Source organism: Erwinia artemisiae (genome assembly GCF_051400835.1).
In the GTDB taxonomy this organism is placed as follows: domain Bacteria; phylum Pseudomonadota; class Gammaproteobacteria; order Enterobacterales; family Enterobacteriaceae; genus Erwinia; species Erwinia aeris.
On record NZ_JBLFFM010000002.1, the window covers coordinates 237986 to 260145 of the forward strand.

Consider the following 22160-nt stretch of genomic DNA (forward strand, 5'->3'; position numbering starts at 1 on the left):
CGGCCTTTTAACGTTTAACCGCGTTAGCCATATTTCGCCTGATGGGCTTTTTTACGTTTCAGGTAATCTTCGTCCTCACGGATCTTATCCCACCAGACTTTAAAAATAGCCGCCGCTTCCGCTTTCTCTTCATTAACGTGATAAGGCAGCACCTGCTGATCTTCGTCATATTTGCGGCCGCCTTTATGATTGGCGTAGCGCCTGGCTCGCGTATAGCCCATCTGAATAAATTTTCGCGCCATGTCCATACCGACAAAATCATCTTTTGCACGGTACTCTTCGAACAGCGCCATAATTTTCTTAGCCGAGGCTTCCGCAATGGCGGGCGTTCTGAAACGCCAGTGCGGTAATATTTCGCCTTTATAAGGCTCGACCATCAGGACGCCCTGTTCTCCGCGCCCAACCTGATACAGCTCAGGGTGCTGACGAAAATCGATGGTTTTAAAATCCTGCTCGTAATCAAATTCCTTCACGGCCCACCTCTGGGTAAAGAGGTAAGCCTGGCACAGGAAACGAAAAAGTCGCCAGCATGGCTCAGTTTTTCAGTTTAGGATCCAGCGCGTCGCGCAGCCCGTCGCCCAGCAGATTAAATGCCAGCACGGTCAAAAAGATGGCGAGGCTGGGGAAAATCGCCACGTGCGGCGCCATCACCATATCCGCGCGCGCTTCGTTCAGCATCGCGCCCCATTCCGGCGTCGGCGGCTGCGCGCCCAGCCCCAGAAAAGAGAGGCTGGCGGCGGTAATAATCGAGGTGCCGATACGCATGGTGAAATAGACCACCACAGAGGAGAGCGTACCCGGCAGAATATGGCGCAGGATAATAGTGACATCCGAAGCGCCAATGCTTCTGGCGGATTCAATGTATGTCATCTGTTTCAGCACCAGCGTATTACCGCGCACCAGACGCGCAAAGGCAGGAATACTAAAAATAGCCACGGCGATAACCACGTTCGCCATGCCGCTGCCCATAATAGCGACCACGGCAATCGCCAATAAAATTCCGGGGAAAGCGAACAGCACGTCGCTGATGCGCATAATAATGCGATCCCACCAGCCTTCATAATAGCCCGCCAGCAACCCCAGCACCGTACCGATGGCCGCGCCGATCGCTACCGAAAAAAAGCCGGAAATCAGCGATAAGCGTGTTCCCAGCAGCACGCGGCTAAAAATATCGCGGCCCAGCGAATCGACGCCGAACCAGTGCATCGCCGATGGCCCTTCCGTCAGGCGATCGTAATCAAAGTAGTTTTCCGCGTCGAAGGGCGCCAGCCAGGGCGCCACAAAGGCAACCGCAATCAGCAGGATAATAAAGAGGCCGGCCGTCATCGCCACCGGCTGGCGACGAAAGCGCCGCCAAAATTCCCGCCACGGCGTGCGTACGCGATGCTGTTTTATCGTTGGCATCGCGGCCAGGGCCGCGCTACGTCGCCAGTTTTTCATCGCCCGTCCTTATTTGTAGCGAATAGTCGGGTTAATCGCCGCGTACAGCATATCGACAACCAGGTTAATAAGAATAAATTCCAGTGAAAACAGCAATACTTCGGCCTGTACCACCGGGTAGTCGCGCATTTCTACCGAATCCACCAGCAGGCGCCCCAGTCCCGGCCAGTTGAACACCACCTCCACCACAATCGAGCCGCCCAGCAAAAAGCCGAACTGTAGGCCCATCATGGTAACGACCGGGATCATCGCGTTGCGCAGGCCATGCTTGATCACCACCCACGTTTCGCGCACGCCTTTCGCCCGCGCGGTACGCATGTAATCTTCCTGCATCACCTCCACAAAAGAGGCGCGGGTAAAACGGGCCATCACTGCGGCAACGGCCGCACCCAAAGTGATGGAAGGCAGAATATAGTTGCGCCAGCCATCCGCGCCGACGGTAGGCAGCCAGCCCAGTTCCACGGAGAAGATTTGCATCAGCAGCATGCCCAGCGCGAAGGCGGGAAAAGAGATGCCGGAAACGGCCAGCGTCATGCCGATACGATCCGGCCAGCGATTGCGCCAGACGGCCGAGACGATGCCAATAGTCATGCCGAAAATCACTGACCAGACCATGCTGCTCAGCGTCAGCCACAGCGTGGGCAGAAAACGCTGGGCGATTTCCGCCGAAACAGGCCGACGGGAAACCATCGACTGACCAAAATCGCCCCGTATCGCCTGGCTGATAAAATGCCAGAACTGCTGAATCAGCGGCTGATCCAGGCCCAGCTGCTGGCGTACCAGCGCCACGACGGTGGCGTCCGCTTCCGGCCCGGCCACCAGCCTGGCCGGATCGCCCGGCAGCATATGCACAAACAGAAAGACCAGCACCGCCACGATAAGCAAAGTGGGGATCAGGCCCAGCAGTCGTTTAATAAAATAGTTAAGCATAGGTTTCCTGACACGTTCACGGCGGCGCCCACCACACCTGGCGCCGCCGGAGCGGTTACTTCAGATCGGCCTCTTCAAAGCTGAACGAAGTATCCGGCATGACATAAAAGCCCGTCAGGTTTTTGGTATTGGCTGAAACCAGCTTTTCCACCACCAGCGGTGCCCACGGGCGATCGTTCCAGATGCGATCCTGCGCGTCTTTATAGAGCGAGGCTTTCTTCTGAGCGTCGGTGGTGTTTAGCGCATCGGCCAAATCTTTATCCACCTGCGGATTGCTGTAGAAAGCGGTATTGAAAATCGTCGGCGGCCAGGACTGCGTGGCGAACAGCGGCGTCAGCGCCCAGTTAGCTTCGCCCGTCGAGGCGCTCCAGCCGGTATAGAACATTTTCACGCCGCTCTCTTTCTGCCCTTTATCCTCAACCTGTGCCGCGCGCTGGCCGGCATCCATGGCGGTGACCGTAACTTTAATGCCTACCTGCGCCAGCTGCTGCTGGGTAAACTGCAACACTTTCTGCGCCGTGCTGTGGTTATGCGAAGACCACAGCGTGGTGCTGAAGCCGTTCGGATAGCCCGCTTCTTTCAGCAGCTCGCGCGCTTTCGCCGGGTTGTACGCCAGCGGCGGGTAGCTTTGCGCATACTGAATCGATGGCGGCACGATGCCTGTGGCCGGCGTGGCGTAACCGGCAAAGGCGACCTTCACCAGCGCCTGGCGATTGATGGCGTAGTTGATGGCCTCGCGCACTTTGGGATTATCAAACGGCTTCTGCGTGACGTTAAAACTGATATAGCGCTGCATGATGGAAGGCGTGGCCACCAAATCTAATTTGCTGTTTTTTTCCAGCAGTTTGGCCTGCTCGTAAGGCACCGGGAAAGCCAGATTCGCCTCGCCGGTTTGCAGCATTGCCGCACGGGTATTGTTATCCACTACCGGCCGCCAGGTAATGCTGTCCAGCTTCGGATAGCCAGCCTGCCAGTAGCCCGCAAATTTTTTCACCTTTACAAAATCGGTCTGGTTCCAGGTTTCCAGCTCGTACGGGCCGGTGCCCACCGGGTGGAAGCCGATCTCTTTGCCATATTTTTTCAGCGCAGTCGGTGAAATCATCGCCGCTGCCGGGCTGGCAAGCGTGTTGATAAAAGCGGAGAACGGCTGTTTCAGGGTAATTTTCACGGTAGTGGGATCGATCACTTCCGTGGTCGCCACCGACTTAAACAGGTTGTAGCGCTTGAGGTGATTATCAGGGTTGCTGGCGCGATCCAGATTCACCTTCACCGCTTCAGCGTTGAAATCGGTGCCGTCCTGGAACTTGATGCCGCTGCGCAGTTTAATGGTGTAGGTCAGGCCGTCCTTGCTGGCGTCAAAACTCTCCGCCAGCACGTTAATCCGCTTCATCTCTTTATCAAAGCCGAACAGGCCCTGATAGAAAGATTTGGCGACCGCCTGCGACAGCGTGTCGTTGGCGTCATAAGGATCGAGCGTGGTGAAATTAGAGCCAACGGCGATCACCGCATCTTTTGCCGCCCAGGCCGGGATCGCCGTCAGGCTGCTCAGGATCCCGGCAGCCAACAGCAGCTTGCGTTCAATAATCATGCTTTTTCTCCAGTGATTTTGTTATGCAGCATATTCAGACGCCGCCGACGGCATGACGGGCGACATAGTGCCCCGCGCCGACTTCTACCAGCGGCGCGACTTCAGGCTCTTCGCCGATAGCCCGAATCGGGCTGGGTATCTCATCCGCCAGCAGCGCCCGTTCGCGACGGCGATGCTGCGGATCGGCTACCGGCACGGCAGACATTAATTTACGCGTATAGGGATGCTGGGGATTTTCGAATACCGCCTGGCGCGAACCTATCTCAACGATCTGCCCGAGGTACATCACCGCCACGCGGTGGCTGATCCGTTCCACTACCGCCATATCGTGAGAGATAAACAGAAAGGCGATGCCAAACTCCCGTTGCAGATCCATCATCAGATTGACGATTTGCGCCTGCACCGACACGTCCAGCGCCGAGACGGATTCATCAGCAATCACCACTTTAGGATTGAGCGCCAGCGCTCGCGCAATGCAGATACGCTGGCGCTGGCCGCCGGAAAACTCGTGCGGATAGCGCCGGGCATGTTCCGGCAGCAGGCCGACGCGCTCCAGCAGCCAGGCCACGCGCGCCTCGGCCTCTTTGCCTTTCGCCACGCCGTGCACCAGCAGCGGCTCCATAATAGAAAAGCCAACCGTCAGACGTGGATCGAGCGAAGCGTAGGGATCCTGAAAGATAAACTGAATATCGCGCCGCAGATGAGAAAGCGCCGCGCCGGTAAGGTTGTCGATGCGCTGGCCGTTAAAGGTGATGGTGCCGCCCTGGCTGGCGACCAGCCGCAGCAGCGAACGACCGGTGGTGGATTTCCCACAGCCCGATTCGCCAACCAGCGCCAGCGTTTCACCCGCGCGCAGATCGAAACTGACCTTTTCCACGGCATGAACGCGCCGCGTGACGCGATTCAGAATGCCGCTGCGTATATCGAAACGCGTCACTAAATCCCGCACCTGAAGCACCGGAGGCGCGTCGTTCACCACGGTATCCTGTTTTTCCTGCGCCGTTTCGCTGTCGGCCGTTAACAATGGAAAACGAGCCGGGAAAGGCCTGCCCCGCATCGCGCCCAGCTTAGGCACCGCGGCCAGTAGCGCTTTGGTATAATCCTGCTGCGGATGCTGAAAAATGGCCTCAACCGGCCCGGTTTCTACCACGTCGCCGCGATACATCACCTGCACGCGATCGGCCATTTCCGCCACCACGCCCATATCATGGGTGATGAAAATAACGCCCATCTGCATCTCTTTTTGCAGTACGCGGATCAGCTGTAAGATTTGTGCCTGAATGGTGACGTCCAGCGCCGTGGTGGGTTCGTCAGCAATCAGCAGCGCCGGACGGCAGGAGAGCGCCATCGCAATCATCACCCGCTGACGCATGCCGCCGGAAAGCTGATGCGGAAAGCGGCCCAGCACGTTTTTGGCCTCCGGAATGCGCACCAGATCCAGCATCCGTTCGGCTTCCTTCAGCGCCTCGCGGTGGCTTTTACCCTGATGCAGAACAATCGATTCCGCGATTTGATCGCCGACGGGAAAGACCGGGTTAAGCGAGGTCATCGGTTCCTGAAAAATCATCGCCATATCCGCGCCGCGTACTCTGCGCAGCCCCGACTGCGGCGTGCGCAGCAGATCGATCGCTTCGCCGTTGCGGCGCCGGAGCCAGATTTCGCCGCTGTCGATGCGTCCCCCGCCCTGCTCCACCAGCCGCATCAGCGCCAGCGAGGTAACGGATTTTCCCGAGCCGGATTCGCCTACTATCGCCAACGTTTCGCCACGCTGCACCTCAAGCGAAAGGTTTTTCACCGCCTGCACGGTGTCGCCTTCCTGCGCAAAGCTGACGCTCAAGTTTTTGACCGACAAAACCTGTCCGGCGGACAGATCGGATCCACTGGCCATCCTGACTCCCTATTCTTCGCGATAGATTCCCACGTTTGGCGCATCGCCCACGTAGCCAAAACCCCGATACATGCCTTCGCTGTTAAACGGCAGCGCAATGTTGCCTTCGCGATCTATAGCTATCACGCCGCCGCTGCCGCCCAGCACGCTGATTTTTTCCATCACCACGCGCTCGCTGGCCTGCTTAAGCGACAGGCCGCCGTACTCCATCAGGGCAGCGATGTCATAGGCCGCCAGCGTACGCATAAACACTTCGCCGCTGCCGGTGCAGGAAACCGCTACGTTGGCGTTATTGGCGTAGCAGCCTGCGCCGACGATTGGCGAGTCGCCGACGCGTCCGGCCTGCTTGTTGGTCATGCCGCCTGTTGAGGTAGCCGCCGCCAGATTGCCGTGCCGATCCAGCGCCACCGCGCCTACGGTGCCGAATTTACGATCGGGGTCAAGCGGATCGTCGGACGCCTGCGCCGCGCCGTCATGATCCAGCATGGTTTGCTGCATCTTTAAGGCTCGCTGTAACTGCTCGTAGCGTTCCGGCGTAGAAAAGAAGTCGGGCGGCACCGGCGCGAAGCCTTGCTCAACGGCAAACCGCTCCGCGCCCTCGCCAATAAACAGCACGTGCGGGCTTTTCTCCAGCACGGCACGCGCGACCAGCACCGGATTGCGTACCTGCCTGACCCCCGCGACCGCGCCCGCTTCCAGCGATCTGCCGTCCATCACGCAGGCGTCGAGCTCATGGGTGCCCTGATGGGTAAAGACCGCGCCTTTTCCCGCATTGAACAGCGGGCACTCCTCCAGCAGACGCACGGCTTCCGTTACCGCATCCAGCGCGCTGCCGTCCTGCGCCAGGATAGCCTGTCCGCTGGCGACGATGTCGGAAAGCGCCTCGATATAAAGCCGTTCTTTTTCCGCGCTCAGGCTGGCGCGGGCAATAGCGCCAGCGCCGCCATGGATGACGATTGCTGCTCTGCTCATAATCCTTTTACCCTGCGTGCCAAATCGGCAAGAAAAACACTGTGTTAGAATGGTTTTGTCAAATTGTGACCGTTTTTGACTATAGGCAGGCTGTAAAGTGATGTAAAGCGGAAAGTGGGTACGGCGGTAATAACGAAAGCTTATGGTTTATAACCTGTTGGTAGCTTTACGTGACCGCGTCAATAATTCACGCCATACTATTTGCCATCTGATTGTATACGCCTGCCCGGCTGTCGGGCATGCCGAGGACGTTATGGAAGCTTTTACTGCGGGACTTATCTCCCTTGACGACGCGCTGTCTACCATGTTGGATCGCGTCACGCCGGTTGCAGAAACCGAAACGGTGCCGCTGACCGCGGCCACGGGCAGAATTACCGCCGCCGCCGTTATCTCTCCTGTTGATGTTCCCCCCTTTGCCAACTCCGCTATGGATGGCTACGCCGTACGCCTGGCCGACCTGGCGACGGGAAATCCGCTGCCCGTCGCCGGGAAAGCCTTTGCCGGAACGCCCTTTAGCGGCGAGTGGCCGGTCGGCAGCTGCATTCGCATTATGACCGGCGCGCCTGTACCGGCAGGTGCGGAGGCCGTGGTGATGCAGGAAGAAACCGAACAGGCTGGCGAAGCGGTGAAGTTTCTGGCCACGGTCAACGCCGGGCAGAATATTCGCCTGGCCGGTGAGGATATTGCTCAGGGCGCCAGCGTGCTGAGCGCAGGTATTCGTCTGGGCACGGCGGAGCTGCCGCTGCTGGCCTCGCTGGGCGTGCCGAAAGTGGCCGTTAAACGTCGGCTGCGCGTGGCGGTATTCTCTACCGGTGATGAGCTTCAGCCGGTCGGCGAACCGCTGGCCGCTGGTCAGATCTACGACACTAACCGTTTTGCCGTGCGCCTGATGCTGGAAAAGCTGGGCTGCGAGGTGATTGACCTTGGCATTATCCGCGATAATCAGGCCGCGCTGCGCGCCGCCTTTATTGAAGCGGACAGCCGGGCCGACGTGGTGATCAGCAGCGGCGGCGTTTCGGTGGGCGAAGCAGACTACACCAAAGCGATGCTGGAAGAGTTGGGCAAAATCGGCTTCTGGAAGCTGGCGATCAAGCCGGGCAAACCTTTTGCTTTCGGCCGGCTGCAAAACAGCTGGTTCTGCGGCCTGCCGGGCAATCCCGTTTCCGCGGTGCTGACCTTTTATCAGCTGGTGCAGCCGCTGCTGGCGAAGCTTAGCGGCCTGACCGCTGCCGCGCTGCCGCCTCGCCAGCGGGTGAAAAGCGCCAGCAGCCTGAAAAAAACGCCGGGCAGGCTCGATTTTCAGCGCGGCAAACTGTCGCGCAACGCGCTGGGCGAGCTGGAAGTCAGCAGCACCGGCCCGCAGGGATCGCACGTCTTCAGCTCTTTCAGCCAGGCGAACTGCTTTATCGTGCTGGAGCGCGATCGCGGCAACGTGCAGGCCGGGGAATGGGTGGAAGTCGAGCCGTTCAACAGCCTGCTGGAGGGGTAATGAAACCGGAACTGAGCGACGAAGAGATGCTGCGCTACAACCGGCAAATTGTGCTGCGCGGCTTCGATTTCGACGGCCAGGAAGCGCTGAAGGCGGCAAAAGCATTAATCGTTGGGCTGGGTGGTTTAGGCTGCGCCGCCAGCCCTTATCTGGCTTCCGCTGGCGTGGGCCATCTGACGCTGCTCGATTTTGACCACGTCTCCGTTTCTAATTTGCAGCGGCAGATCCTGCATCGCGATGCGCAGGTTGGCCTGCCGAAGGTTGACTCCGCGCGCCGTCAGCTAGGTGAAATCAATCCGCATATCGTGCTGGAAAGCATCGATCGCCAGCTTGAAGAGGCAGAACTGGCCGATCTGATCGCCCGGCATGACGTGGTGCTGGACTGTACGGATAACGTGGCGACTCGCGAGCAGCTAAACCGGCTCTGCTTCGCCAGCAAAACGCCGCTGGTTTCCGGCGCGGCTATCCGTATGGAAGGCCAGATTAGCGTCTTTACCTGGCAGGAAGCGGAGCCTTGCTATCGCTGCCTGAGCCGCCTCTTTGGCGATGCCGCGCTCAGCTGTGTGGAAGCGGGCGTGATGGCGCCGCTGGTCGGCGTCATCGGCTCGCTCCAGGCGATGGAGACCATCCGCCTGCTGAGCAAATATGGCGACAGCGTGGCGGGAAAACTGCTGATGTATGATGCGATGACATTGCAGTTCCGCACGCTTAAGCTTGCCAAAGACCCCTGCTGCGAGGTTTGCAGCGGCTGACCTTCTTTGCGCGCCTGTTTTTGCAACGGCGCGCTCATTCCTTGCCCGCTTAGTCTGTAAAAACAAGCCATTCTCCCGGCTGCCGCTATAGTTAGATCACTGCGAACGTCGCGCCAGGGAGAATTGCATGAGTGAGGAGCATCACCCGCAACCGGATGTCAGCATGCAGAGTCTGCGTCGCCTGCTGGTTGTATTTTTGCTGGTGATAGGCTGTGCCGTTGTGCTGGTGAACGGATGGGTGGTTTACAGTATTTGGCAGCGCATTGTGAATGAAACTCAAAATAACGCCCGGAATTTATCACAATCGCTGTCACGACAAGCCGAAGATACGCTGCTGCCGGTCGAACTGACGCTGCAGGATCTACGCGATCGTATTACGCTGGTCGGTCTGGACGCCGAGCGGCAGAACTACCTGCGCACACTGTTAATGGAGCGGAAAGCTTCGCTGCCGCAGCTGCACGGCCTGTTTGTCTACGACCGCGCAGGCAACTGGGTGCTGACTTCTCAGGGAATGCTTAACCAGCGCAGCAATAATGCCGATCGCGCCTACTTTAAATATCATCAGCAGCATAGCGATTTGGATCTGCATATCGATGAGGTCATTCGCAGCCGCACCACCGGCGAGCTGGTTATTCCCGTTTCAATGAGGCTGAACAACCGCGACGGCACTTTTCGCGGCGTGCTGCTGGCTACGCTGCGCATCGACTATTTTCGGCAGATTTTTGGCTATTACAGCCTGGGTGACAAAGGCCTGCTGGCGCTGATGACCCATACGGGCAATATTCTTTACGTTCGTCCTTTTGTCGATAATCTGCTTAACCGCAACATAGCCAACAGTCCGCTGTTTACGCATCTGTTAAAAACTTCCTCCAACGGAACGGCAAGCTACAAAGCCGCGCTTGACGGCGTCGAACGTATTTTTGGCTATGCGAGCCTGAAACGCTATCCCTTGGTGATTACCGTCGGCTATGACAAAAAGCAGCTGGTGCAGGCCTGGCTGGCCGAGCTGGTGGTTTATTTGTCGCTGTGCGCGCTGCTGCTGCTGGTGATTGCCGCGCTGGGCTGGCTGCTGCTGCGTAATGTTGGTCATACTATCCGCGATCAGGAGGAGCTGGCCACGGCGCGCGACCGGCTGACGGCGATGAACCGTACGCTACAAACGCTGGCGCTGGTGGACAGCCTTACCGGTCTGGCGAATCGCCGCCAGTTCGACCTCTATCTGGATCGCAGCCTGGAGCGCGCCAATAAGCTGCGTTCGCCGATGGCGCTGCTGATGATAGATGTGGATTCATTTAAGCGGTTCAACGACACCTACGGCCATCTGGCTGGCGACGAGTGTTTGAAATACGTCGGCAACGCCCTGTTGAACATTGGGCTTCGCTCCGATGACCTGATCGCACGCTACGGCGGCGAGGAATTTGCGGTGATCCTTACCGATTGCGGCCAGGAGGCGGCGATGAGAGTGGCGGAAAGGATAAGAGAAGCCGTTGCCGCGCTGGAGATCCCACATCGTAACAGCGAAAGCGCGGCTAAAGTAGTGACTATCAGCATAGGTCTCCATGTGATGCAGAGCAATCAGCCGGAAGATCGCCAGACGCTGATAGGCCAGGCGGATAAAGCGCTTTATCAGGCAAAATTAGCCGGAAGGAATAGAGTGGAAATATTCCAGTAATTTCCAGAAAACATCAAATAGTTGCGCACCTTCACCTTTTTCTGCGCTGTTATCCTTTATTCTTTACGCGCCAATACCAGCCAGCCCTTTGCTTATCTCGCCCCGCTGGCGTAGCTTACAGGACACAAGGAACAGGGATATGGGTAGCTATTTATGCCCGTCTGACATGAGTGATGTCTGGCATAAGGACGAAGGAAACGGAGAAAATATGGATATTCTGGAACAGCGCGTCGAGCGACTTGAAGAAGATACGCGACAGATAAAACTCGATCTTGCCGTGCTTACGGCTCGTTCAGAAAATTTTGCCACCAAAACGGACGTGGCGGAACTCAGAGCCGAGTTGATAAAAGAGATAGCGGCCAGCGAAGCGCGCACTAATATCAGATTTGAAAAGATTGATGAAAAATTCGAGCGAATAGACGAAAAATTCGAGCGAATAGACGAAAAATTCGAGCGAATAGATGAAAAATTCGAGCGAATGTTTGAGAAGTTTAACGATATCAACAGCAGGATCACCTGGACGCTGATGATCCCGGCGCTGGTGGCCGTTCTTCTGTGGTTTATTAAAACCGCGATCCTGAAAATCTGACCCGATAGCTTACCGGGCCAATAAGGCGGAGCAGATGCCCCGCCTTTTTATTTAATTCAGGCGATACCTTTGCTGCGCAGGTAATCTTCGTAATTACCGGTGAAGTCGTGGATTTTGCCCGGCATCATTTCAATCACGCGGGTCGCCAGCGAGCTGACGAACTCACGGTCGTGCGAAACGAAAATCAGCGTGCCTTCGTACATCTCCAGCGCCATGTTCAGCGCCTCGATGGATTCCATATCCAGGTGGTTGGTCGGCTCATCCATAATCAGCACGTTCGGCTTTTCCATCATCAGCTTGCCAAACAGCATACGGCCCTTTTCGCCACCGGAGAGGACTTTCGCTGGCTTTTTGATATCGTCCTGGCTGAACAGCAGGCGACCCAGAATGCTGCGTACCGCCTGCTCGTCATCCCCTTCCTGCATCCACTGGCTCATCCAGTCGAACACCGTCAGGTCGTTGGCAAAATCATGCGCGTGATCCTGCGCATAATAGCCGATGCGGGCGTTTTCTGACCATTTAACCGTGCCGTTATCCGGCTGCTGTTCGCCCACCAGCGTTTTCAGCAGCGTGGATTTACCGATACCGTTCGGCCCGATAATCGCAAGCTTTTCGCCTACTTCCAGCAGCAGGTTAACGTTTTTAAACAGCGGGCCCTGATCGAAGCCTTTGGTCAGCCCTGCCAGCTCCAGCGCATTACGGAACAGCTTTTTATCCTGCTCGAAGCGAATAAACGGGTTCTGACGGCTGGAGGCCTTCACCTCATCCAGCTTGATTTTATCAATCTGCTTGGCGCGGGAAGTTGCCTGACGCGATTTAGAGGCGTTGGCGCTAAAGCGGCTGACGAAAGATTGCAGCTCGTTAATCTGCGCTTTCTTCTTGGCGTTATCGGCAAGCAGACGTTCGCGCGCCTGGGTTGCCGCCGTCATGTATTCGTCATAGTTGCCCGGATAAACGCGCAGCTCGCCGTAATCCAGATCGGCCATATGGGTGCAGACCATATTCAGGAAGTGACGGTCGTGCGAAATAATAATCATGGTGCTGTTACGTTCGTTCAGCACCTGCTCCAGCCAGCGAATGGTATCGATGTCCAGGTTGTTGGTTGGTTCGTCAAGCAGCAGGATCTCTGGATTAGAGAACAGCGCCTGCGCCAGCAGCACGCGCAGCTTCCAGCCCGGCGCAACTTCGCTCATGGGGCCGTAATGCTGCTCCAGCGGAATCCCCACGCCCAGCAGCAGTTCGCCAGCGCGCGATTCTGCGGTGTAACCGTCCATTTCGCCGTATTTTTCTTCCAGATCGGCCACTTTATAGCCGTCTTCTTCGCTCATTTCCGGAAGCGCGTAAATGCGGTCACGCTCTTCTTTCACTTCCCACAGCTCGCCGTGGCCCATGATGACCGTATCCAGCACCGAGTACTGCTCAAAGGCGAACTGATCCTGACGGAGTTTACCGATGCGCTCGTTAGGATCGAGCGACACGTTGCCCGCCGACGGCACCAGGTCGCCGCCGAGAATTTTCATAAAGGTGGACTTGCCGCTACCGTTGGCACCGATCAGGCCATAGCGGTTGCCGCCGCCAAATTTGACAGAGATGTTTTCGAACAGCGGCTTACTGCCAAACTGCATGGTGACGTTGCTGGAAACTAGCACAGGATTGCCTTTCATTTACGATGGGGGAATAAATCAGCGCATAGTATGCCAAAAAAAAGGGGCGGCGAATACACCGCCGCCCGCTGAAGCTTCCCGATTTCGCTAATGACTTTCCGCTTTACGTTCCGGCGATCGTACGGCTCGTGTCTCAACGTCGTTACTCAGCCAGTCATGCAGATAATGTTCGATCTGCTCCAGGCTGCGGTTGCGCGTTTCCGGCACGCATTTGATAACAAAGACCGCGCCAAACAGGCCAATAAAGGCGAAGATAAAGAACGCGCCGGAAAGCCCTACCGTGGCCAGCAGCATCGGGAAAACCAGCGAGATAATGAAGTTGGCAATCCACATAGCAAATACCGCGCCGCCCATAAAAATCCCGCGCAGGCGAGTCGGGAAGATTTCCGAAAGCAGCAGCCAGGTGACCGGCGACAGCGCGCCCTGCTGGAAGCTAAGGAACATCAGCATGCCCAGCAATACCAGATAGCTACGCATCATGTCCGGCTGGCCATTGACCGTTTCCGGCATAAAATAGCTGATGCAGCCAATAAACAGCAGGCAGGCGGTGCAGCCGAACTGACCGATCATGGTCAGGGTGCGGCGTCCCAAACGGCCCAGCAGCCAGATCCCCACAAAGGTCATCAGTACTGAAATCACGCCGTTGGCGATAGTGGCAAACAGCGCAGCGTCGGTGCTCATACCCACCGCCTTCAGCATGGTAGGCGCGTAATACATAATGGTGTTTACGCCGGAAAGCTGTTGGATCACCGCTACGCCGATCCCGATAAGAAACAGTTTAAACAGCCAGGGCTTGCGCAGCTCTTTCAGGCTGGGCTTGTTTTTGTTTTCCTCTTCGCTGAGCGTTTCCTCAATTTCCGTCATCTCCCACTCGACGTCACTTTTGGCACGGGTTCTCTCCAGCACCTTGCGCGCCTCCGCCAGACGTCCCTTCATCGCGTACCAGCGCGGCGTATCGGGCATAAACATCATGCCGAACCAGAGCGCTACGGCGGGTACGGTAGCGACCGCCAGCATCCAGCGCCAGGTCTGCTCGCCGCCCCAGGCCGCGTTAAAACCGGCATTGGAAATATAGGCCAGCATCTGACCGGACACGATCATTAGCTCCTGGAGCGTAACCAGCTGTCCGCGCTTGTTGGCAGGCGCGATTTCGGCAATGTAGACCGGCACGGTTGCCGCCGCGCCGCCTACCGCCACGCCTAATACCAGGCGGAAGAAAATCATCCAGTGCACATCAGGTGCCAGTGAGGTTCCCAGTGCGCCGATGGCGAAAATGACGGCGAGAACGATAATGATTTTCTTCCGCCCGGCTGCCGCGGCGAAATGACCGGAAATCAGCGCGCCGAACGCGGCGCCGAACAGCAGCGAACTGGTCACCAGGCCGGTAGTGAATGGCGTAAGATGCAGCTCCGTGCCCATAAACAGCAGCGCACCGGAAATAACCCCGGTGTCGTAACCAAACAGCAGGCCGCCCAGCGTGGCGATAACGGCGATCACTTTGACGAAGGGTTCCGTTCGCGACGTGCTGTTAGGCCCCGAGGCCCGATTGGGCGTGAGATATTGTTCTTTAGGCATTATGTTGACCTCTTCGTTATTCGCAGGTCAGGCCGCCAGAAATAAAGTGGCGCCTGGTGTGTTCTCCAGGCTCTTAATTTAGTGCATTTCTTTCATTTGAAATAACAATGAAAATTAAATTTTGCGGCACAGCTCTCACCGCATCGCTGCTTTTGTGACGCAAGTATCATAAGTGGGGCGCAACCTGTCGCCACACCCTACCCTGTCTGGGTTAAAACAGAAAAGCGCGCCCTTATCCAACTAAAACTTTTATTTCATTTTAATGAAAAAGTATCGGATAATTTTGCCGTGGGCGGTTTATGACCGTTAAGCATTTCGATCGTGGAGGGAAAAACGGCTGTAACAGGCGAGGCAGATGTTTTCATAAAAGGCGGCACTGGCAGGAACGGGCAAAGCCAGGTAAGGCGACCGGCGGCGACGTTGCGTTACCGCCGGTTGGGAAAGGGTCTCAGCCCGCAGGCGTATCGCCGCTTTCTGCGGGGCCGAAAACGGAGTAGTCCGGCAGCTGCACGTTTTGATAAAGCTCCCAGCCGCCGCCCAGCGCTTTATAGAGCGCGACCAGATCCAGGCTGCTCTGCACCCTGGCAGATGCGGCCTGCTGCTTCGCCTGAGCCAGCTGGCGCTGCGCGGTTAGCGCGTCGATAAACGAAGAAAGCCCCTTGCCATAGCTGTCGTTAGCCAAATCGAAGGCGTTTTGCAGCGCGTCAACCGTTTGATCCAGCCCTTCCACCTGCTGCTGATCGGTGCGATAGCTGACTAACGCGTTTTCCACATCCTGCAAGGCAGTCAGAACCGTCTGCCGATAGCCAAGCGCGGCGCTGGCCTGCTCCGCTCTGGCGAGTTTTACGCCAGAAACCAGCCTGCCGCCCTGGAAAATCGGCAGCGAGACCGAGGCGCCGTAGCTGTAAAAATGGCTGCTCCAGTTATCCAGATAGCTGGCGTCGGTATTGCGCATCCCGAACTGCCCGGTCAGCGAGAAATCCGGGAACAGCTGCGCGACGGAAACGCCAATACTGGCTGTCGCCTCATGCAGTCTCGCTTCCGCCTGGCGCACGTCCGGACGCCGGCGCGCCAGCGTGGACGGCAGACCCACCGATACCGCTTTTGGCAAGGCCGGCATCGCTTTCGGCGCGGCCAGCTCGGCATCCAGCGCCCCCGGCGGCTTGCCGATCAGCACCGCCAGCCCGTTCATCGCCTGATGCATTTGCGATTCATACTGCGGTAGCTGCGCGCGCAGAGAATGCAGCTGGGCGCGAGCGTTTTCCACGTCCATCTGAGGCGCGAGGCCGTTGCGCTGCTGGCTTTGCGTCAGCTCCAGCGTTTGCTGCGCCACTTCAATCTGCGTTTGTAGCGTCTGGCTAATCAGCTGCGCGCCGCGCAGCTGTAAATAGGTGCGGGCCACCTCGGCCTCAAGCGAAACCAGCGCGTCGTTACGGCTTTCCAGCGACTCCTGCTGCTGCGCGCCTGCTGCCTCAACCTGCCGACGGACTTTGCCCCACAGATCCAGCTCCCAGGAGGCGTCGAAGCTACCCTGGTAAAGCCCGACCGGCTTGGTCAGCCCGTTCAGCGCCGAGCGAACGTCGGTATCGCCGCTGACCTCATCCAGCTGGCTGTAGACGCCTTTCGATTCCAGCTCGCCTTTCAGGCCCAGCTGCTGGCGCTGTGCCGAGGCGGCACCGTTGATCGAGGGGAACCATGCGCCGCGAGCCTGATTAAGCTGCTGACGAGAACCGGCGATGCGCAAAACAGCCTGCTGCAGGCTCAGATTGCCGACGATGGCGCGATCGATCAGGCTGTTTAGCTGCGGATCGTTAAACGATTTCCACCAGCCCGGATTGGTGACGGTGGCCTGGGGACGAGACGCGCGATCCGACGCCAGCGAATTGAAAGCGGCGGGCGTGGACGGTTTCGGCGCCCGGTAGTCCGGCCCGACGCTACAGGCCGACAGCGTAATAGCCGCAACCAGCAGCACGCCGAGCCGCGAACGCGTAAATAAAGGAGAAACGTTCATGTCAGTGTGCTCCTGCACTGCCCTCGCTCTTAATCGGCGCCAGCAGTAAACAAAATGGAATAAGAACCAGGGCGACAATGCTCAGGCCCATAAAAACGTCGATATAGGCCAGAATACGCGCCTGGACGATCATCTCTTTATAGACCTGCCCTGTCGCTATCGTAATCGGATCGCCCACCGCTGAGGTAAAGTCTCTGACCCCCTGCGCCCAGCGTTCTACCGTCAGATTGAACGGCTCGTTAAGCGGCGTCATGTTATGCACCATGTGCGCGCTACGCGCCTGCTCCCGCTCGGTAATCATCGCAGTAGAAAGCGAAATGCCTATCGAACCCGCCACGTTACGACACATGGTGAACAGCGCTGACGCATCCGCATTTAGCTTTTGTGGAATAGTCACGAACGCAATAGTCGTTAACGGCACAAACAGGAAACCCAGCCCGATGGTCTGCGCGCTGCGCATCATCACCAGCGTGGTGAAATCGATATTGGGCGTCAGCTTCGCTGAATAGAGGAAAGAGACAAACAGGCAGGTAAAACCGAAGGCGATAATCCAGCGCGTCTGGACGATAGGCATCAGCTTCAGCACCAGCGGAATGGTCAGCACAATCAGCACCGCTCCGGGCGAAAGCACCAGCCCTGACCAGGTGGCGGTATAGCCCAGATCCTGCTGCGCCAGCTGGGGGATCACCACCGAGCTGCCGTAGAGAATAGCCGCCATGCCGGACATCAGAATACTGGCGACGGCAAAGTTGCGGTCTTTCAGCACGTGCAGATCCACCACCGGCTTTTTGGCATAGAGCAGCCAGTAAACCGCGCCGACCAGCCCGATAGCGCTCAGTATGGCGAAGGTCATAATGAAATTAGAGCTGAACCAGTCGTCATCTTCGCCGCGATCGAGAAAGACCTGCAAACAGCCCAGTCCCAGGGTAATTAAACCGATACCGATATAGTCAATATTCAGTTTCCCTTTGGCCCATTTACGCTCCCAGGGCGGATCTTCCAGCAGCTGATAGATAGCCAGCACGCTCAGAATGCCGACCGGGATATTGATAAAGAATACCCAGCGCCAGCTGTAGTTATCGGTGATCCAGCCGCCCAGCGTCGGGCCAAGCACCGGCGCGACGATAATGGCGATAGAGGAAAGACCAAACGCCTTGCCGCGATCTTCCGGCTTAAAGTAGTCCAATAGTACCGATTGCTGTACCGGCTGCAGGCCGCCGCCGAAAAAGCCCTGCAGGATCCTGAACAGAATGATCTGCCACAGCTCAGTAGCGATGCCGCACAGGAAAGAGCAGACGGTAAACATCACAATACAGATCAGAAAGAACTGCTTGCGGCCAAATACGCGGCTGAGGAAGGCGGAGATCGGCAGCACGATGCCGTTCGCTACCAGATAGGAGGTCAGCACCCAGGTTGACTCGTCATAGCTGGATGAGAGCGAACCGGCAACGTGCGGCAGCGCCACGTTGACGATGGTGGTGTCCAGGATCTCCATAAACACCGCCAGCGTCACCGTCATCGCGACCAGCCAGGGGTTACTGGCCGGCTGCCAGCTCTGGCTTTGACTCATTCCACTGTTACCTCAGGCTCCACCGACAGCCCCAGCGGCAGCGGCTTGTTCGGATCCAGTCCCTTATCGATAACGATCTTGACCGGCACGCGCTGGACAATTTTCACATAGTTGCCGGTCGCGTTTTCCGACGGGAAGGTAGAGAAACGGGAGCCTGAACCCATCTGAATGCTTTCCACGTGCCCTTCCAGCTTCATATCCGGCCAGGCATCCACGGAAATATGCACTTTATCGCCAGGGTTCATTCTTTCCAGCTGCGACTCTTTAAAGTTGGCGGTGATCCAGACATCTGGCGAAACCAGCGAAAACAGCGAGGTGCCAGCCTGAACCAGCGTGCCGACCTGCACGTTACGTTTAGTGACGAAGCCATCGTAAGGCGCGCGCACTTCTGTATAGGAAAGGTTGAGGTTAGCCGTGTTCAGCTGCGCTTTGGCCTGTTCGACCTGCTGCTGACGAGCTTCCACGTTGGTTTCCTGCTGGCGAATTTGCAGCTGGATTTGCGAAGCAACTTCTACCTGCGCTTTCGCGCTTTCCAGCTCGGCCTTCGCGCTTCTTAACTGCGCGCTGGCCGCATCAATATTACGCTGCGAGGTTGCACGCGGATCGACGCCGCGCTGGCGTTTGTAATCTTCCTGAGCGTTAAGGAAGTTAGCTTCCGCCTTGGCCTGCTGCGCCAGCGCCTGATCTTTCTGCGCCGGATACTGCACTTTAGACAGCGCCAGAGAAGCCTGCGCCTGATGCAGCTGCGCCACGGCCAGGCCAAGCTGGGCCTGAGCCTGATCGCGCTGCGCCTGGGTATCCTGCGGATCGATAACCACCAGCAGATCGCCCTTTTTCACCCGCTGGTTATCGGTAACCAGCAGCTTAGTGACGTAGCCGGAGGCTTTAGGCGCAATAGTCACGGCGTCCGATTCCGTAAAGGCGTCGTCCGTCGTTTCTATATTGCGGCCGGTAAACCAGAAGTAAAAGCCGACAATAATCATGACGATCACCACAATCGCCAGAATAATCAGCGGCTTTTTGCCGGGGCGTTTACGTTCCGCCTGGCCCTCGTCCTGCTGCTGGTCGTCCTGCTGCGGTTTGTCGTTTTGGTCGTCAGACTGCGAATTATTCTGCGGATGACGCTGGTCATCATCTGAGGAAGAATTTGATTGATTAGCCATAGTTCTCATCAGGTTACGGCGGGCTCAAGCCGAGCCCGCAAGATTCACGCTGTTATAAACATAGGGCCTAAATTGACAAATGCCAGTGTTTCTTTACAAAGTCAGAAAAGATTCAGGCTACAGCGCATCAATGCCTAAAAGCAGCACCCAGCCCAGCGCCATCGCCCACAGCAGCATGGGCAGCGAGTAGAAGTGGAAACGCAGCCAGACAGAGCGATCTTTCGCCATCCGCAGCGCGATAAGGTTTGCCAGCGAACCGGGCAGCAGCCCGAAACCGCCGATATTCACCGCCCAGGCCAGCAGCGTGCTGGCTGGCAGATTCGCCAGCAGTAAAATAGTAGCCGGCACGTTGCTGATAATCTGCGACAGGCCGATCGCCAGCAGATATTTCCCGCCCTCCGGCAGCTGCGGAATTTGCTGGAGCAGATGCTGTAAAGCGGGAAGTCGGGTTAACAGAAAAACATCCACGAACATGGCGATAAATACCGCCAGCAGGCTCCAGTCGATCGCCAGCAGCGTGCGGCGTGCCATCAGCAGGAAAACGCCAAATACCAGCAGAACGCCCCAGCCCGCATAGCCCATCTCCAGCGCGATAATAAACAGCAAATAGAGCACGACGCTGGCAATCAGCAACGAGCGCTGCCATTGCGTTTCCGGCGACTGTGACGAGCGCTCGATCCGTTTCGCCGAAAAACTGACGGCGGTAAGCAGCAGCAGGCTGGCCAGCAGCGCCCCGCCCAGCGGCAGCATCTGGCCGATAAAACCGGCGAAGCCGACGTGGCCGTGTTGCCACAGCAGGATATTTTGCGGATTGCCTATGGGCGTGAGCAGCGATCCGGCGTTAACCGCCAGCGCCTCAAAGATGACCAGCCGGGCGATCGGCAGCGAGGAGTAGCGACGCAGCGTCAGCGTCAGCGGCACCAGGATAAAGAGTGCGACATCGTTGGTCAGGAAAGTGGACAGCAGCGCGGCGGCAGCGGTCAGAAACAGCGCCAGCGAACGCTCTGACTGAAAGCGCTGCACCAGGCGACGTCCCAACACGTCGAAATAACCGCTGGCTTCGATGCCTTTGGTCAGCATCAACAGCCCGCCCAGCGTCAGTATGGTCGACCAGTCCACCGCCGCAGGCAGCTGCCGCAGCGAGAAAGGCGCAAAGCAGGCCAGCAGCAGGCCCAGTAAAATTAACAGATGCAGAAAGCGATCGTGCAAAAAAGGCCTGAGCAGCGTTGCCATACGGACTCACCTGAGAGGAAATTACTGACGGCTTTCGTAGAATTGCTGAAAAATAGCCAGGGTTTCGTCACTAACGTGATGTTCCAGCCCTTCCGCATCGCGGCGGGCGGTATCAGGGCTGATGCCCAGCGCCAGCAAAAACGTTTCCACAATATGGTGGCGTTTGCGGCTTTCTTCCGCCAGCGCCTCTCCTTCAGCAGTCAGGAACACGCCGCGATAGGGAACCTGCTCGACCAGTCCAACCGTAGCCAGGCGTTTCAACATTTTGGCAACGGTAGGCTGGGAAACGCCGAGCCGCGCCGCCATATCAACCTGGCGGGCTTCGCCAAATTCACGGATCAGATCGGAAATCAGCTCAACATAGTCATCAATTAATTCACGCCGATGGGCTTCACGGACCTGACGGAAGCCTTCGACATGCTCTTCTATCTCTTTCAGTGGCGCAGGCACTGCGGTTTTAGCGCGACGACTCATTCAGCTTCCTCATTATTATTTCTGGCGCGTGCGGGCGCTCGCATCAGCCTGATGGTGCCACATTGTAAACGAAGCGCACGGAAGCACAAAATCTCGCGCAATAGCGCTGGCTACGAATTATAGCCTGTGCTATACCTGTACATAAAGCGAACGGAGGAGACCATGAAAAAACCACTTTTACTACAGCTGCTCTGTCGTTCGCCTTTTACGCTGCGGCTGATGCTGCTGGAGATGCTGACAGCAGAAAAAAAGTCCGGCGGCTGATTCAGCCATAAAAAAAATCCGCCACGTGGGCGGATTTTTTATCAACCAACCGAAGCTGGTTTCAGGCAATCTTAGAAGCTGTAGCCAACGCCAGCAATCCAGGTGCCAACGTCTACGCTGCGGATGCGGCTCTGCTCGTAGCCAACGTCCAGAGCAACGTTTTCGATGCCTGGGTTGAACTGCAGGCCCGCACCGTAGGAAACACCTACGTCGCTTGAGTCAGACTTGTCACGCGCTGGTGCGTTCTGCTGGAATTTACCGTAACCGATACCAACCACGCCATAGATGCTGGCCCAGTCGTTCAGACGGTAAGCAGGACCACCGGTGATGCCGTAGTACTGGCCTTTGTTATAGACGCCAGCGTCGGTACGATCTTTCTCGGTGTAGGTGAAAGAACCGATCCAGCCCAGTGGATCGCTGCCGTTTTCGTAGCGGTATTTCAGGTTGAAACCGTTAGCTTTGTTAGCCACGCCCTGCATATCGCTTTGTGCGTAACCACCGGAAACTGTGCTCTGTGCCATCGCTGAACCAGCAGAAACTGCCAGTACACAAGCCAGTGCTGAAAGACATGCAATTTTTTTCATAACCACCTCAAATGTGAAAGTACTTATCTCCTGACAACGCTGAAAATATAACAAACCTCAGCCAGAAACTCTGCCCCGTTTTTGTTGTCCAAGACAATGTTTGGTGTAACAGGACGTTAATGATTCTTTCTATCTCATTCTTTTTACTTATGTTTCTCTCTTTGCCGCTTCGCCTGACCAGCAATGTAAAAATTTGTTCATTGAGATAAATCTTAATTAAACTGACACTTCTTTACCCGTCTGCGTGCGCCTGGCGACGAATTTTTCGAATTTCTTTAACGTTTTCCCAGGCCATTTTTGCC

The 22160-nt window shown here is 56.9% G+C and carries 18 protein-coding genes; 4 read left to right on the forward strand and 14 right to left on the reverse strand.

All coding sequences use genetic code 11. From position 1 onward, the window contains the following. Positions 1–23: 23 nt before the first annotated feature. The 6 genes from ACMGEE_RS05690 to ACMGEE_RS05715 form a co-directional block, all read right to left on the reverse strand. Positions 24–473 carry a DUF4385 domain-containing protein gene (locus tag ACMGEE_RS05690; protein WP_436829788.1) on the reverse strand — a complete coding sequence of 150 codons (450 nt, stop codon included), beginning with the start codon at positions 471–473 and terminating at the stop codon, positions 24–26. Positions 474–534: 61 nt separating this feature from the next. Further along, complete coding sequence (gene gsiD / locus ACMGEE_RS05695; protein WP_253454762.1) at positions 535–1440, reverse strand: glutathione ABC transporter permease GsiD; 906 nt, start codon at positions 1438–1440, stop codon at positions 535–537. A 9-nt stretch (positions 1441–1449) separates the two neighbouring features. Then, positions 1450–2370 (reverse strand): glutathione ABC transporter permease GsiC, encoded by a 921-nt coding sequence (gene gsiC, locus ACMGEE_RS05700; protein ID WP_253454763.1) that lies wholly within the window; start codon positions 2368–2370, stop codon positions 1450–1452. 55 nt (positions 2371–2425) lie between these two features. Beyond that, positions 2426–3958 carry a glutathione ABC transporter substrate-binding protein GsiB gene (gene gsiB, locus ACMGEE_RS05705; RefSeq protein WP_253454765.1) on the reverse strand — a complete coding sequence of 511 codons (1533 nt, stop codon included), beginning with the start codon at positions 3956–3958 and terminating at the stop codon, positions 2426–2428. Between the two features lie 34 nt (positions 3959–3992). After that, on the reverse strand, positions 3993–5846 hold the full coding sequence (gene gsiA / locus ACMGEE_RS05710; RefSeq protein WP_370733858.1) for a glutathione ABC transporter ATP-binding protein GsiA: 1854 nt from the start codon (positions 5844–5846) through the stop codon (positions 3993–3995). A gap of 9 nt (positions 5847–5855) precedes the next feature. After that, complete coding sequence (locus ACMGEE_RS05715; RefSeq protein WP_253454767.1) at positions 5856–6818, reverse strand: isoaspartyl peptidase/L-asparaginase; 963 nt, start codon at positions 6816–6818, stop codon at positions 5856–5858. Between the two features lie 253 nt (positions 6819–7071). Between ACMGEE_RS05715 and moeA the strand changes: the two genes are divergently transcribed. The 4 genes from moeA to ACMGEE_RS05735 all read left to right on the forward strand — a co-directional run bounded on the left by moeA (position 7072) and on the right by ACMGEE_RS05735 (position 11320). Next, a complete protein-coding gene (moeA, locus tag ACMGEE_RS05720; protein ID WP_369894926.1) occupies positions 7072–8307 on the forward strand; it encodes a molybdopterin molybdotransferase MoeA in 1236 nt (411 codons plus the stop codon). Then, positions 8307–9059, forward strand: a complete 753-nt coding sequence (gene moeB, locus ACMGEE_RS05725) for a molybdopterin-synthase adenylyltransferase MoeB (protein ID WP_436829789.1) — start codon at positions 8307–8309, stop codon at positions 9057–9059. The genes moeA and moeB overlap by 1 nt, the downstream gene beginning before the upstream one ends. A 127-nt stretch (positions 9060–9186) precedes the next feature. Next, positions 9187–10731: a GGDEF domain-containing protein gene (locus ACMGEE_RS05730; RefSeq protein WP_436829790.1), complete on the forward strand. Its 1545-nt coding sequence runs from the start codon at positions 9187–9189 to the stop codon at positions 10729–10731. A 139-nt stretch (positions 10732–10870) separates the two neighbouring features. Next, positions 10871–11320, forward strand: coding sequence for an emp24/gp25L/p24 family protein (locus tag ACMGEE_RS05735; RefSeq protein WP_436829791.1), 450 nt, complete (start codon positions 10871–10873; stop codon positions 11318–11320). Between the two features lie 56 nt (positions 11321–11376). On the opposite strand, the gene ACMGEE_RS05740 is transcribed toward ACMGEE_RS05735, so the two are convergent. From ACMGEE_RS05740 to ompX, 8 genes are all read right to left on the reverse strand, one after another. Beyond that, positions 11377–12969, reverse strand: a complete 1593-nt coding sequence (locus tag ACMGEE_RS05740) for an ABC-F family ATPase (RefSeq protein WP_436829792.1) — start codon at positions 12967–12969, stop codon at positions 11377–11379. A gap of 102 nt (positions 12970–13071) precedes the next feature. Next, entirely contained in the window at positions 13072–14559 is a 1488-nt protein-coding gene (locus ACMGEE_RS05745; protein WP_253454773.1) for a sugar porter family MFS transporter, read from the reverse strand. A 448-nt stretch (positions 14560–15007) separates the two neighbouring features. Next, the gene (locus tag ACMGEE_RS05750) at positions 15008–16570 is read right to left on the reverse strand and encodes an efflux transporter outer membrane subunit (RefSeq protein WP_253454774.1); all 1563 of its coding nucleotides are present in this window, start codon (positions 16568–16570) and stop codon (positions 15008–15010) included. Position 16571: 1 nt separating this feature from the next. Beyond that, positions 16572–18140 carry a DHA2 family efflux MFS transporter permease subunit gene (locus tag ACMGEE_RS05755; protein WP_301251253.1) on the reverse strand — a complete coding sequence of 523 codons (1569 nt, stop codon included), beginning with the start codon at positions 18138–18140 and terminating at the stop codon, positions 16572–16574. Next, positions 18137–19312, reverse strand: coding sequence for an HlyD family secretion protein (locus ACMGEE_RS05760; RefSeq protein ID WP_253454776.1), 1176 nt, complete (start codon positions 19310–19312; stop codon positions 18137–18139). Before ACMGEE_RS05760 ends, ACMGEE_RS05755 begins: the two co-directional genes overlap by 4 nt. A 108-nt stretch (positions 19313–19420) precedes the next feature. Beyond that, the gene (locus ACMGEE_RS05765) at positions 19421–20536 is read right to left on the reverse strand and encodes an SLC13 family permease (protein ID WP_301729795.1); all 1116 of its coding nucleotides are present in this window, start codon (positions 20534–20536) and stop codon (positions 19421–19423) included. Between the two features lie 21 nt (positions 20537–20557). After that, positions 20558–21010, reverse strand: coding sequence for a manganese-binding transcriptional regulator MntR (gene mntR / locus ACMGEE_RS05770; protein WP_253454778.1), 453 nt, complete (start codon positions 21008–21010; stop codon positions 20558–20560). 335 nt (positions 21011–21345) lie between these two features. After that, positions 21346–21858 carry an outer membrane protein OmpX gene (gene ompX / locus ACMGEE_RS05775; RefSeq protein ID WP_253454779.1) on the reverse strand — a complete coding sequence of 171 codons (513 nt, stop codon included), beginning with the start codon at positions 21856–21858 and terminating at the stop codon, positions 21346–21348. Positions 21859–22160 lie beyond the last annotated feature (302 nt).